13 protein-coding genes are annotated in these 13,686 nt (G+C 62.8%); 4 read left to right on the plus strand and 9 right to left on the minus strand.

The annotated features are described in order from the left end of the window. Nucleotide 1: 1 nt before the first annotated feature. The 5 genes from fecE to IFU31_RS11180 form a co-directional block, all read right to left on the minus strand. Nucleotides 2-793, minus strand: a complete 792-nt coding sequence (gene fecE / locus IFU31_RS11160) for a Fe(3+) dicitrate ABC transporter ATP-binding protein FecE (protein ID WP_192102954.1) — start codon at nucleotides 791-793, stop codon at nucleotides 2-4. A gap of 4 nt (nucleotides 794-797) precedes the next feature. Next, complete coding sequence (locus IFU31_RS11165) at nucleotides 798-1,766, minus strand: iron chelate uptake ABC transporter family permease subunit (protein WP_122480277.1); 969 nt, start codon at nucleotides 1,764-1,766, stop codon at nucleotides 798-800. Continuing rightward, the gene (fecC, locus tag IFU31_RS11170) at nucleotides 1,763-2,752 is read right to left on the minus strand and encodes an iron-dicitrate ABC transporter permease FecC (protein ID WP_163007692.1); all 990 of its coding nucleotides are present in this window, start codon (nucleotides 2,750-2,752) and stop codon (nucleotides 1,763-1,765) included. Before fecC ends, IFU31_RS11165 begins: the two co-directional genes overlap by 4 nt. Beyond that, entirely contained in the window at nucleotides 2,753-3,649 is an 897-nt protein-coding gene (locus IFU31_RS11175; protein ID WP_240998859.1) for a Fe(3+) dicitrate ABC transporter substrate-binding protein, read from the minus strand. A 174-nt stretch (nucleotides 3,650-3,823) separates the two neighbouring features. Then, nucleotides 3,824-5,197: an L-serine ammonia-lyase gene (locus IFU31_RS11180; protein WP_192102956.1), complete on the minus strand. Its 1,374-nt coding sequence runs from the start codon at nucleotides 5,195-5,197 to the stop codon at nucleotides 3,824-3,826. Between the two features lie 102 nt (nucleotides 5,198-5,299). On the opposite strand from IFU31_RS11180, the gene IFU31_RS11185 reads away from it, so the two are divergent. Beyond that, entirely contained in the window at nucleotides 5,300-6,217 is a 918-nt protein-coding gene (locus tag IFU31_RS11185) for a LysR substrate-binding domain-containing protein (RefSeq protein WP_122480273.1), read from the plus strand. 94 nt (nucleotides 6,218-6,311) lie between these two features. After that, on the plus strand, nucleotides 6,312-7,403 hold the full coding sequence (locus IFU31_RS11190; protein WP_122714702.1) for a calcium:proton antiporter: 1,092 nt from the start codon (nucleotides 6,312-6,314) through the stop codon (nucleotides 7,401-7,403). A 90-nt stretch (nucleotides 7,404-7,493) separates the two neighbouring features. Here the strand turns inward: IFU31_RS11190 and IFU31_RS11195 are convergent, their stop codons facing one another. The 4 genes from IFU31_RS11195 to IFU31_RS11210 all read right to left on the minus strand — a co-directional run bounded on the left by IFU31_RS11195 (nucleotide 7,494) and on the right by IFU31_RS11210 (nucleotide 10,527). Next, complete coding sequence (locus IFU31_RS11195) at nucleotides 7,494-8,177, minus strand: SDR family oxidoreductase (protein ID WP_122480271.1); 684 nt, start codon at nucleotides 8,175-8,177, stop codon at nucleotides 7,494-7,496. Between the two features lie 56 nt (nucleotides 8,178-8,233). Further along, on the minus strand, nucleotides 8,234-8,824 hold the full coding sequence (locus IFU31_RS11200) for an IMPACT family protein (protein ID WP_192059166.1): 591 nt from the start codon (nucleotides 8,822-8,824) through the stop codon (nucleotides 8,234-8,236). A gap of 25 nt (nucleotides 8,825-8,849) precedes the next feature. Continuing rightward, the gene (locus IFU31_RS11205) at nucleotides 8,850-9,512 is read right to left on the minus strand and encodes a TetR/AcrR family transcriptional regulator (protein WP_192102957.1); all 663 of its coding nucleotides are present in this window, start codon (nucleotides 9,510-9,512) and stop codon (nucleotides 8,850-8,852) included. Nucleotides 9,513-9,609: 97 nt separating this feature from the next. Further along, nucleotides 9,610-10,527 carry a LysR family transcriptional regulator gene (locus tag IFU31_RS11210; RefSeq protein WP_122480268.1) on the minus strand — a complete coding sequence of 306 codons (918 nt, stop codon included), beginning with the start codon at nucleotides 10,525-10,527 and terminating at the stop codon, nucleotides 9,610-9,612. A gap of 121 nt (nucleotides 10,528-10,648) precedes the next feature. Here IFU31_RS11210 and IFU31_RS11215 point away from each other — a divergent pair, with 121 nt between their 5' ends. After that, the gene (locus IFU31_RS11215; RefSeq protein ID WP_122714707.1) at nucleotides 10,649-11,995 is read left to right on the plus strand and encodes an aspartate aminotransferase family protein; all 1,347 of its coding nucleotides are present in this window, start codon (nucleotides 10,649-10,651) and stop codon (nucleotides 11,993-11,995) included. A 24-nt stretch (nucleotides 11,996-12,019) separates the two neighbouring features. Next, complete coding sequence (locus IFU31_RS11220) at nucleotides 12,020-13,513, plus strand: CoA-acylating methylmalonate-semialdehyde dehydrogenase (protein WP_122480266.1); 1,494 nt, start codon at nucleotides 12,020-12,022, stop codon at nucleotides 13,511-13,513. Nucleotides 13,514-13,686: the final 173 nt, after the last annotated feature.

Genomic DNA, 13,686 nt, shown 5'->3' on the forward strand with positions numbered 1-13,686 from the left:
TTCACGTCGAGGCGCGCGTGCTTTTTTCCACCACGCACATCGGCGTGCCCGCCACCGGCTCACGGACGATCTGCACCTGCACCTCGAATACCTGCTGCATCAATTGGGCATCGACGACCTGCCCAGGCGGACCATCGGCCACCAGGCGACCTTGATGCATCACCGCCAGATGATCGGCGTAGCGGCAGGCCTGGTTGATATCGTGCAACACCGTAACCACGGTCTTGCCTTCGGCGGCAAGCTGACGCATCAGGTCGAGCAGCTCGACCTGATGGCTGATATCCAGGTAGGTCGTGGGCTCGTCGAGCAACACCACCGGCGTATTCTGCGCCAGCACCATGGCCAGCCAGGCCCTTTGCCGCTGGCCGCCGGAGAGGTCCGCCAGCGCGGTGTCGGCCAGTGATTCCAGGCCCATGCGCTGCAGGGCCTGCTCCACGGCATTGCGGTCCGTGCCGCTCAGGCGCCCCCAGAAGCTGTTGTGCGGACTGCGCCCATAGGCCGCCAGCTGGGCAACGCTGACCCCTTCGGGAATGGGCAATACCTGCGGCAGGAACGCCACATGCTGCGCCAACGCGCGCGACGACAGCTGCGCGTAGGGTTGGCCATCCAGGCTCACCGTCCCGCATTGCGGCGTGATGATGCGTGCCAGGGCCTTGAGCAGCGTCGACTTGCCACAGCCATTGGGCCCGATCAGCGCGGTGACTTGCCCGGCAGGCGGGGTGAACGAGAGATTGCGTACGATAGGTGTGGCGCCGTAGCCGATATCGACGCTGTCGGCCTTGATGATGCTCATGATGTCAGCCCTTGAAGCGTGCCAGCAGCCAGAGAAAGTAAGGTGCGCCGATGACCGCGGTCAGAACGCCCGCCGGGATCTCGCTGGGCGCGATCAGTGTGCGTCCCAGCGTGTCGGCCAGCACCAGCAACAGAGCACCGATCAGCATCGAGGCCGGCAGCAGGTGCTGATGATGCCCGCCCACCAGGCGGCGCGCCATGTGCGGCGCGACCAAGCCAAGAAAGCCAACCGGGCCGATGATGCCCACCCCCAGGCTGCTCAACAGCACCGCTGCGCCCATCGCCAGCCAGCGTGTGCGCTTGAGTGCGGTACCCAGGCTGTGGGCTGCTTCGTCGCCCAGGCCGATCAGGTTCAGCGGTTTCGCCAGGCCCAGCGCCAATGGCATCAGCACCACGAACGGCAGGGCCAGCGCCAGATGATGCCAACTGCGGCTCCACAGGCTGCCCGTCAAGGCCAGCAACGCCGTGTTGATGTCCAGCGGGTGCGACAGAATCAGAAACTCGGTGATGCTCGACAGGGTCACGGCGATCGCCACCCCGGACAACGCAAAGCGCACGCCGGAAAAACTCACACCGCTGTTGTACAGCGCCAGCAGCAGTGCGCCGCCGGCGCCGCCCACGCCGGCCACCAGCGGCAGCCAGGTAAAGGGCAGCTGCGGTACCGCGATGATGGCAATGGTCAGGGCCAGCCCGGCGCCCTGGGTCACCCCCAGAATCTCCGGGGAAGCCAGCGGGTTGCGAATCACCCCCTGCACCAGGGCGCCGGCCAGGCCCAGGGCGCTGCCGGTCAGGATCGCGATCAGCCCGCGCGGCAGGCGGTGGTTCCACACCTCGAAGTCCAGCGGGTCATGCGCCAGCAAACGCTCGAACACTGCATTTGGCGCCAGCCATGAGGTGCCTGCACTCAAACTCAGCCACAACGCCGCAAGCAACAGCGCGAGCAGGATCAGCAGGCGAGGGTAGGGCCGAATCATTGCGTGCGCCTGGCAAGGTAAAGGAAGAACGGTGCGCCGATCAATGCGGTCACCACCCCGGCAGGCGTCTCCGCCGGGAAGGCCACGGCGCGGCTGACCAGATCGGCCGCCAGCACGATCGCCGCACCCAGCAAGGCGCTCGCCGGAATCAGCCAGCGATAGTCGTTGCCCAGGTATTGCCGGGCGATGTTCGGCGCGATCAGGCCCACGAAGCCGATCGGACCGACCGCGCAGACACTGGCACCCACCAGCAGCAGACTGGCGAAAAACACCTGCAGGCGCAGGCCGGCGATACCGACGCCCAGCGAGCGAGCCGCATCCTCGCCCAGATTCACCAGGTTCAGGCGTGGCGCGCAGAAGAGTGCCCACAGGGCACCGATCAGAGTGCAGGGCCACAACAGTTGCAGTTGCGCAGCACCGACGTTGGCCAGCGATCCGGCCAGCCAGTTGAGCACGCTCTGTGCCTGCGCCTCGACCAGTATCACGGTCAGCCGCGTCAACGCCGCACACAGTGCCGCTACGGTCACTCCGGCCAGCACCAGTCGGCCTTGCGCCGCCGCTGGAGACCAGGCGCCACCCAGGCTGAAAACGATCACCCAGGCCAGGGCACCCCCCACACACGTCATCAGCAACGCGCCGCCTGCGAACGGCAGGGCCACCAGGCCCGTGGAGAACAACGCCAGGCCCAGCGCGGCGCCTGCCGTGACCCCGAACAGGGACGGCGACGCCAAGCGGTTGCGGGTAATGCCCTGCATCAATGCACCGGCCAGTCCCAGGCAGGCACCGACCAACGCCGCGCAAAGTGCCCGTGGCACCCGCAGCTGGGCGACGATATAGGCCATGTTGCCGCCCTCACGGCCCTGGCTGAACAGCCCGTTGAAGGCATCCGCCTGGCTGATCGTGAACGGCGACCAGGCGTACAGCGACATCCAGAACAGCCCGGCGACGACCACCGTGCCCAGCGCCATCGCCCACCAACGCCTCATTCAGGGCGTCATGGCGGCTTTGCCGCCCTTGAGAATGGCCAGGGCGTCTTCGGCAATCTGCTCGGACGCCATCACCCCGCGGTTGCGGGCCCAGGTGTCACCGTCGACCTCTGCAACCTGATGATTGCGCACTGCGCCCAGCACTTGCCACAGCGGCTGCTGGCTCCAGCTGTCGACCAGGCTCGGATGCCGGTAGTGCCCGACGAGCAGCCACGCAGGGTCCAGCGCCAGCAGTTGTTCCAGGCTGACGAACTCGGTCGGTGCCGCGTTGCTGCGTACCGGCGGAACCTGCAAACCGATTGCCGCCAATACGCTGCCCGCATAGGAGTGCGGTCCATGTACGGAGAAGCTGTCTTCCCGCGCCACACCGAACAGCACCTTGGTACCGGCGGGCACCTGCCCGGCGATGTCGGCGAGGCTGCGACGGTTCTGCGCGATCCGCGCCTGCATCGCCTCGCTCTTGCCCAACGCCCGGCCAATCAACTCGGCGGACTTCAAGCTGCCTTCATAGTCTTCCCCGCGCGAAGGCAGCAGCAAGGTCGGCGCCAGGCTTGCCAGGTCAGCGTACAGCGCCTGATGGCGATTGAGATCGGCAATGATCAGGTCAGGCTTGAGCCGCGCGATCTGTTCGATGCTGGGCTGGGCGCGCAGGCCCACCGAGCTCCACTGACCAATGGCCTGACGTACTCTGGGCAATACGCGATTGGCATCGCCATCGTCGGCGGCACCAACCGGGGTGACGCCCACTGCCGCCAGGCTATCGAGAAAGGAGAACTCCAGCACCACCACACGTTGCGGCGCCTGGGGCAGATGGACGGTGTGCTGGCCATCATTGATATCGATGGGCGCTGCGACGATGAGTCGTGTGCACAAGGCCAGGGCACTGGCGACGATCATCGAGGTGAGGCGGGAACTGCGCATGGACAAATACCTTCGCTGTGGAACCTGCGCGCTGGGCGGGCGCGCAAAAACGGCGGGTACTATTCCATATCAGGCTGTCGTGATCAAAAAACATTCTCTTTTACGAGTGTTTCGCGCTTTCGGAATTACCCTCGAAACGAGGGGTGCAACTCAGCACTCCACCAGGTTGACCGCCAAACCGCCGCGCGAGGTTTCCTTGTACTTGTCGTGCATGTCGGCGCCAGTGTCACGCATGGTCCGGATGGCGTGATCCAGCGAGATGAAGTGCTCGCCATCACCGCGCAGCGCCATTTGCGCGGCATTGATCGCCTTGACCGCGGCAATCGCATTGCGCTCGATGCACGGCACCTGGACCAGCCCTCCGACCGGATCGCAGGTCAGCCCCAGGTTGTGCTCCAGGCCGATTTCCGCTGCGTTCTCGACCTGTTCGGGCGTGGCACCCAGCACCTCGGCCAAGCCGGCAGCCGCCATGGCGCAAGCCGAACCCACTTCACCCTGGCAGCCCACCTCGGCGCCGGAAATCGACGCGTTCTTCTTGCACAGGATGCCTACCGCCGCAGCTGCCAGGAAGAACCGGACCACGTCGTCGGCCGACGCTTCCGGGCAGAACTTCATGTAGTAGTGCAACACCGCCGGAATGATCCCGGCCGCGCCGTTGGTGGGGGCGGTCACCATGCGCCCGCCGGCGGCATTCTCCTCGTTCACCGCCAGAGCAAAGACGTTGACCCATTCCATGGCACTGAGGGTGGAGCCAATGACGTTAGGCTTGCCGATCTCCTGCAGGTTCTGGTGCAGACGATAGGCCCGGCGGCGCACGTTCAGCCCGCCTGGCAGAATGCCTTGCCCGGTCAGACCTTTGTCCACGCAGGCCTGCATCGCTTGCCAGATCACCGCCAACTGTTCGCGGATCTGCGCTTCGGAACGCCAGGCCTTTTCGTTTTCCATCATCAGTGCCGCAATGCTCAGGCCGGTGCGCTTGCACAGGCTCAGCAACTGCGCCGCCGAGGAAAAGTCGTAGGGCAGGACGGTGGTGTCGTTGTCCAGCACACCGCTGGCAGCCTGCTCGGCATCGACCACGAAACCGCCACCAACCGAATAGTAGGTCTGCTCGTGCACCTCGCCGTTCTGCAGGTGCGCCACCAAGGTCATGCCATTGGGGTGGTAGGGCAGGCTCTCATCGAGCAGAAGCATGTCGCGCTGCCAGTCGAAATGAATCGCGTGATCGCCCAGCTGCAGGCATTGCCGCCGGATCACTTCGTCGACTCGAGGCCCGACGGTGTCCGGGTCGACCCGGTCCGGCCATTCGCCCATCAAGCCCATCAGGGTCGCGCGGTCACTGCCATGGCCTATGCCGGTGGCGGACAGCGAGCCATACAAGCGGGCTTCGATCCGCTCCACCAGCGGTGCCATGCCTTGTTCGGTGAGATTTTTGGCAAACAGGGCAGCGGCGCGCATCGGGCCCACCGTATGCGAACTGGAGGGGCCGATGCCGATCTTGAACATGTCGAATACGCTGATAGCCATGTCTGCCTCATTCTCTCTCTATACACTCGTGCCTTATCTTTGGCCTGACAGACATTTCAGACAAACGATACTTACTAAGTCACTGTTTAGCGGGGCTCACCGATGAGCAAGATCCTCAATGCCCAAATGCACGCCTGGCTGCAGGTGTTTGCCTGCGCCGCGCGGCATCTGTCCTTCACCCGCTGCGCCGATGAATTGCATGTGACCCCCGGTGCCATCAGCCAGCAGATGAAGCAATTGGAAGATCGCCTGGGCTTTGCGCTGTTCCATCGGGTGGGTCGCGGCCTGCAATTGACTGCACAGGGCCAGCGCCTTGCGGTGGTCGCCAACGAAGTGCACAGCCGCATCGACGAAGAACTGCGGCTGTTGCATTCCGGCACCATCGGCGGGGTGTTCAAGCTGCGCAGCATCCCTTCCTTTTTGAGCAAGTGGCTGATGCCACGGTTGCCCAGCCTCGAGCGGGCTTTTCCCGAGCTCCAGCTGCGGGTGATCGCCGAGGACAGCAGCGGCTCACTGCGTGACGACGATTTCGACCTGGCCATCGACCTCAACGATGGCAGCTACCCAGGCCTGGTCACTACACCGTTGCTGGAAGAGGAGCTGTTCCCGGTGTGCTCGCCCACTCTGCTTGAGGGTCGTCCGCCATTGGACAGCCCTGGCCAGCTGGTGCACTTCCCATTGCTGCACGACATAACCGCCTGGCGCGGCAGCTATGAATATGCAGAGTGGGAGTTCTACCTCTCGGCGATAGGCGCCGAAGGCATCGATGTGCGCCGCGGCCACACTTTCAATCGCAATCACCTGACCATCGATGCGGCGCGCATGGGCATGGGTGTTGCCATCGCCCGTCGCGCGCTGATCACCGATGAGCTGGAACAAGGCTCGCTGATCGTGCCGTTCGGATGGCCCATCCAGGCCCGCAAGAAATACGTGCTGGCGTACCGCGAAGGCGCACTCAATACGCCAACCCGACGTGCCATCCATGACTGGTTGGTGGCCCAGGCACAGGTCTGCCCCTGAACCTTTGCAGCTGTCGCGTACTCTGATCCGCTGATTCTTGTTACATCCAGTTACTTTCAGCGGCACAGGTCGCAGCAATCAGCGAAGGCAGGCCATGATCGCGTTACTCAAGCAGGAAAAATTTCTACTTCTGGCGGTGATCGCCGCATGCATTGCCTTCCCGGCCGAGCACTACCTGCTCAGCCATGGTCAAGGCGTGGCACTGGGCGCGGGTATCGCCCTGGTCGTGGCGATCATCTTCGCCTCGGTGCGAGTTGCCGGGCACGCCGAGTTGCTCGCCGAAAAATTCGGTGACCCCTACGGCACCATGATCCTCACCCTGTCGGCGGTGCTGGTCGAAGTAGTGGTACTGGGCATCATGATGAGCAACGAGCCATCACCGACCCTGGTGCGCGACACCATCTATTCGGCGGTCATGCTCGACATCAACGGCATTCTCGGGCTCGCGGCACTGATGGGCGGGCTCAAGCATGGCGAACAGTCCTACAATGACGATTCGGCGCGCAGCTACAGCGTCATGATCCTCACCGCCATGGGTGTGTCCATGGTGGTGCCGGAGTTCATCCCCGAGGGCAACTGGAAAGTCTACTCAGGCTTTACCATCGGCGCCATGCTGGTGCTCTACGCCTTGTTCCTGCGCATGCAGGTCGGGCCGCACAGTTACTTCTTCAGCTACAACTATCCGGAAAAGAAGAAGCGCAAGGGCGTGACCACCGAACCCGAGAAGCCGGTTCACCTGGGTTGGTCGGTGGGTACCCTGGTGTTCGGTATCGTCGTCATCGGCGCCCTGGCCGAAGTCATGTCCAAGACCATCGACCTGGGTCTCGAGGGCACCGGCGCACCACCGGTAATGACGGCCATTCTGGTGGCAGCCATTTCCGCTGCGCCGGAAATCCTGACTGCACTGCGTGCAGCATTGGCCAACCGCATGCAATCGGTGGTCAACATTGCCCTGGGTGCCTCGCTGTCAACGGTGATCCTTACCGTACCGGTCATGGAAGGCCTGGCCCTGTACAGCGGCCAGCCATTCCAGATGGCAATGACACCGGTGCAGACAGTGATGATCTTCATCACCCTGCTGGTCTGCGCGATCAACCTCAACGACGGCGAAACCAACGCCATCGAGGGCATGACTCACTTCGTGTTGTTCGCGACCTTCATCATGCTGTCGATCCTGGGCCTGTAAACCACCGTCTACCTGGCAACGCCCGCATCCTGTAGGAGCGGGCAGTGCCCGCGAAGAGGCCCCTGCTGACACCACCGCTTCCCCCGGACCTCACCAGTCGATCTTCTCGCCCTTGTAATCGAGAAACTGCAACCCACCCTTGCCCAGCTGCGCGGTGATCACATCCACCAATCCACGGGTACTGGTGGCAACGTCCAGACTGGCACCGTCGCCGCCCATGTCGGTCTTCACCCAGCCCGGATGCATCGACAGCACCGTCAACTGCGGCCGCGCCAACTCGGTCACGAAGGTATTGGTCATCGAATTCAAGGCCGCCTTGCTCGCCTTGTACAAGGCCATGGGCGACCCTTCAGGCATCGCCACACTGCCCAGCACCGAACTCATGAAGGCGATCGCACCGCCATCGGCGACATTGCCCGCCAGTCGCTGGGCCAGACGGATCGGCGCCACGGCATTGATGACGAACAGTTCACCGATGTCTGCATCGCTGGCCTGGTCGGTGTTGTAGCCCGCCGGCCCGGACACCCCGGCATTGATGAACAGCAGGTCGAAGGTTTGCTGCTGCAGCCGCAGGCTCAGGGCGTCCATGGACTCCAGGCGAGTCATCTCCAGCGCCTCCACCTTCGCGCCGGTGGCCGTCAGCGCCGGCGGCACCTTGTCCAGATCGCGAACCGTGGCCGTCACCTCCCAGCCATCTTCGCTCAAGCGTTCCACCAGCCCCAGACCCAGGCCACGGGATGCACCAATCACCAACGCTTTCTTTGCAGTTGTCATTGCCACTCTCCTGAACAAAGGAAACAGACTAGCACTCGCTGTCAGCAACGACGCGCTCAAGACGCGACGGCTTGCAGCACGATCCGTCCCCTGGAAAGGTCGGCAAGCTGCTGCGCCAGGGTAGCGATGGCCTCACTGGCCACTGCCAGCTGCAGATCGACCCCATTGCTGGTGAAATCTTCTGCAGTCACCAACCCCTGAACCTCGGCCACCCGAAGCTTGACCAGGGCCAGCTCACTGAATGTGCAGGAACAGCTCACAGCCACCCGCGCGATCAACAGGCGCTTGGGCGCCTGCTGCAGGCATTTGTTCGCCCCTCCGCCATAGGCACGGGCCAACCCTCCTGTACCCAACTGAATGCCGCCGTACCAGCGAATCACCAGCACCACCACCTGATCGCAATCCTGTGCCTCGATCGCCGCCAGGATCGGTCGGCCTGCGGTACCGCCTGGCTCGCCATCGTCGTTGCTGCGGTACTGATCGCCCAGTTTCCACGCCCAGCAGTTATGGGTCGCGGCCAGGTCACTGGTCTGTTCGATGAAGGCCTGGGCGTCCTGCACGCTGGCTATCGGCGCGGCGAGGGTGATGAATCGACTCTTGCGAATCTCCTCGCGGTACTCGCAGGGTCCCAGCAGGGTAGAAGGCATGCTTATCTCTTGGCTGTTGCAGTGATCACACCGCAGGGGTCAAGCCGCATCCTTTCAGAATGATGCGGATCAGGTTGTCACTGGCGTGTTCGAAGTCATGCCGCGTCAGGCGCGCCTGTCCGGTCACCCGGCAGATCTGCGTGGCGAAGTCGGCGTAATGCTGGGTACTGCCCCACAGCAGAAAGATCAGGTGCACGGGGTCGACGGGGTCCATCTTGCCGGCGTCGATCCAGGCCTGGAACACCGCGGCACCCCCCGCGAACCAGCTGCGGTAGTCCTGGCTGAAGTACTCGCTCAGGCACTCGCCGCCGCTGATGATCTCCATCGCGAAGATCCGTGACGCCAGTGGCTGGCGGCGCGAGAACTCCATCTTGGCGCGGATGTAGCGGGTCAGCGCCTGCGCCGGATCATCCTCGGCGCGCAACGTATTGAAGGTGCTGTCCCACAGCTCGATGATGTTGCTCAGCACCGCAATGTACAGGCCGAGTTTGTTGGTGAAGTAATAGTGCAGGTTGGCCTTGGGCAAGCCTGCATTCAACGCAATGGTGTTCATGCTGGTGCCCTTGAAACCGTGCCGGGCGAACTCGTCTTCAGCCGCCTTCAGAATCGCTTCTTCATTCTTCTGGCGGATGCGGCTGGCAGGTTTGCCACTGACCGAGGCGCTGTGCGCGGGGACTTCGAGACTCATGGGCGATTTCCGAACCGATCGTTTGAATACTGCAGATGCGTTGATAGCGTACCCGCCCTGATCCGACAAGCCTTGATGGATAAACCACGACGATCCTTCAGCGCGTCTGCGCCAGGCTTTCCAGAAAGCTTTCCAGCACCAGATGGGGCCTTCTGCCCTTGCGCGTCACCCAGGACAACGTCAGGTCATAGAACCGCTCGCTCGGTTTCAACGCACGCAGACGCCCCTGTTGTACCCAGAAAGTGGCGTAATGGTCGGGCAGGTAGCCGATGTAGCGTCCCGTCAGAATCAGAAACGCCATGCCCTCGCGATCCGAGGCGCTGGCGGTGCACTTGAGCACCTGGTAACGCGCCTGGATATCGGCCGGCAGACGAAATGTCGGCGCGATGGCTTCCTGTGCGTTGAGGCGGTCGCCATCGAGCGCCTCGTCACTGGCGTAGAACAGCGGGTGGCCGACCGCGCAGTACAACAACGAACGCTCACTGTACAACGGCTGGTACTCGAGCCCCGACAGCGGGCTCGACTGCGGCACCACGCCAACGTGCAAGCTGCCATCGAGAACTCCCTGCTCGACCTGGCTGGGCGCGATCATCCGGATCTGGATGCGCACATCGGGCCCACGGTCCTTGAGTTGCGCCAGCGCATGGGTGATGCGCATGTGTGGCAGCGTCACCAAGTTATCGGTCAGGCCGATGTTCAACTCGCCACGCAGGTGCTGGTGCAGGCCGTTGACGCCGGTGCGGAAGCTTTCCAGCGCCGCCAGCAACTGCAGCGCCGATTGATAGACCTCGCGGCCTTCTTCGGTCAGGGAAAACCCTGCGCGGCCACGCTGACACAGGCGCAGGCCCAAACGCTGCTCGAGGTCGCTCATCTGCTGGCTGATCGCCGAACGACCGATGCCCAGGACGTTTTCCGCCGCAGAAAAGCCGCCGCACTCCACCACGCTGCGAAAGATGCGCAGCAGGCGAATATCGAAATCACTGACCTGCGCGAGCGGATCGGGGCGACGGCTCATAGTTTAGTAGCTGCCTGACTGAAGATCGCAAAAGTTGGGTTTTCCAGACTTTATCGTCGTGACACCGTAGAGGCAACACGCTTGTCATCGCGTCTTCAATCGCTCAATGAGGTCTGTGCACATGAACATGCCCGAGAACGCCCCTGTCGGCATCACCAGCCAGCTCAAGCTGGATGCTCACTGGATGCCGTACACCGCCAACCGCAGCTTCCAGCGTGACCCGCGGATCATCGTCGCGGCCCAAGGCAGCTGGCTGACCGACGACAAGGGCCGGCAGATCTACGACAGCCTCTCCGGCCTGTGGACCTGCGGTGCGGGCCATACGCGCAAGGAAATCCAGGAAGCGGTATCGCGTCAGCTCGGTGTGCTCGACTACTCGCCCGCGTTCCAGTACGGCCATCCGCTGTCCTTCCAGCTGGCGGAAAAAATCACCGACCTGACTCCCGGCAATCTCAATCACGTCTTCTATACCAACTCCGGCTCCGAGTGCTGCGACACCGCCGTGAAAATGGTCCGTGCCTATTGGCGCCTGAAAGGCCAGGCCACCAAGACCAAGATGATTGGCCGCGCCCGCGGCTATCACGGTGTCAACGTCGCCGGCACCAGCCTGGGCGGCGTCAACGGCAACCGCAAGATGTTCGGCCAGTTGATGGACGTGGACCACATTCCTCACACCCTGCTGCCGGGCAATACCTACTCCAAGGGTTCGCCGGAGGAGGGTGGCATTGCCTTGGCCGACGAGATGCTCAAGGTCATCGAGCTGCACGATGCTTCCAACATCGCCGCCCTGATCGTCGAGCCCATGGCCGGGTCGGCAGGTGTACTGCCACCGCCCAAGGGCTACCTCAAGCGTCTGCGTGAAATCTGCGACCAGCACAATATCCTGCTGATCTTCGATGAGGTCATCACCGGCTTCGGTCGCACTGGCGCCATGTTCGGCGCCGACACCTTCGGTGTGACGCCGGACCTGATGTGCATCGCCAAGCAGATCACCAACGGCGCCATTCCGATGGGCGCCGTCATCGCCAGCACCGAGATCTACCAGACCTTCATGAACCAGGCCACGCCTGAGTACGCCGTGGAGTTCCCCCACGGCTATACCTACTCGGCGCACCCTGTGGCCTGCGCCGCCGGCCTTGCCGCGCTGGACCTGCTGCAGCGCGAAAACCTGGTGCAGAACGTCGCCGAGCTGGCACCGCATTTCGAAAACGTGCTGCACGGCGTCAAGGGCGCGAAGAACATCGTCGACATTCGCAACTATGGCCTTGCCGGTGCGATCCAGCTGGCGCCACGCGATGGCGATGCCATCGTGCGCCCCTATGAGGTGTCCATGAAGCTATGGAAAGCCGGATTCTACGTGCGCTTCGGCGGCGACACCCTGCAGTTCGGCCCAACCTTCAACGCCCAGCCGCAAGACCTCGATCGCCTGTTCGATGCTGTTGGCGAAGCCCTCAACCAGATCGACTGACCTTTTTCCCAAGGAGCCCATTGCATGAGCACTATCCAACACTTGATCAACGGCGATCTGGTTTCCAGCGGCGACCGTACGGCCGATGTCTTCAACCCGTCGACCGGCCAGGCCATCCGCAAACTCCAGCTGGCCAGCCGCGAGACCGTGCAACTGGCCATCGACGCCGCCAAGGCCGCGTTTCCAGCCTGGCGCAAGACTCCAGCGGCCAAGCGTGCCCAGGTGATGTTCCGTTTCAAGCAACTGCTCGAGCAGAACGAAGCCAAGATCGCCCAGATGATCAGTGAAGAGCATGGTAAAACGCTGGAAGACGCTGCAGGTGAACTCAAGCGCGGCATCGAAAACGTCGAGTTCGCCTGCGCAGCACCTGAGGTGCTCAAGGGTGAGTACAGCCGCAACGTCGGTCCCAATATCGATGCCTGGTCCGATTTCCAGCCACTGGGTATCGTTGCCGGTATCACTCCGTTCAACTTTCCGGCCATGGTCCCGCTGTGGATGTACCCCTTGGCCATCGTCTGCGGCAACTGCTTCATCCTCAAGCCGTCCGAGCGTGATCCCAGCTCTACACTCTATATAGCGCAACTGCTGTTGGAGGCGGGCCTCCCGGCTGGCGTACTCAATGTCGTGCACGGTGACAAGGTCGCGGTGGACGCGCTCATCGAAGCGCCGGAGGTCAAGGCACTGAGTTTCGTTGGCTCCACGCCGATCGCCGAGTACATCTACAGCGAAGGCACCCGTCGCGGTAAACGCGTTCAGGCCCTGGGTGGCGCGAAAAACCACGCGGTGTTGATGCCCGACGCTGATCTCGACAACGCGGTCAGCGCCTTGATGGGCGCAGCCTACGGTTCCTGCGGTGAGCGCTGCATGGCCATTTCGGTAGCCGTGTGCGTCGGCGACCAGGTCGCCGACGCCCTCGTGGCCAAGCTGACTCCGCAGATCAAGTCGCTGAAGATCGGCGCCGGCACGTCTTGTGGTCTGGACATGGGCCCACTGGTGACCGCCCAGGCCCGTGACAAGGTCTCAGGCTATGTCGATGACGGTGAGCAGGCCGGCGCCAAGCTGGTCGTGGACGGTCGCGGTCTGAGTGTATCGGGCAACGAAGAAGGCTTCTTCCTCGGCGGGTGCCTGTTCGACCACGTCACTCCACAGATGCGTATCTATAAAGAAGAAATCTTCGGCCCGGTGTTGTGCATCGTCCGTGTCGAAAGCCTCGAGCAGGCCATGCAGTTGATCAACGACCATGAATACGGCAACGGCACTTGCATCTTCACCCGCGACGGTGAAGCGGCACGCCTGTTCTGCGACGAGATCGAAGTCGGCATGGTCGGCGTCAACGTACCGCTGCCGGTGCCGGTCGCCTATCACAGCTTCGGCGGCTGGAAGCGCTCCCTGTTCGGCGACCTGCATGCCTATGGCCCGGATGGCGTACGCTTCTACACGCGACGCAAGGCCATTACCCAGCGCTGGCCGCAACGTGCCAGCCACGAAGCCTCGCAGTTCGCTTTCCCTAGCCTTTAAGCGTCGAGAAAGGGCGGGCCGCCAGGCCCGCCCTTTGCTTTTAGGGATATGTGACAGTTTTTTGAAATTACCTGTTGACGCCCCTCTCAATGTGTCTATAATTCGCCCCACTTCCGGCGCAGCCGAAACGATAAACTCCTTGTTAATCAATGAGTTGGCCGTTTCAGAAGGTT

Source organism: Pseudomonas sp. CFBP 13602 (assembly GCF_014842725.1).
Lineage (GTDB): Bacteria > Pseudomonadota > Gammaproteobacteria > Pseudomonadales > Pseudomonadaceae > Aquipseudomonas > Aquipseudomonas baltica.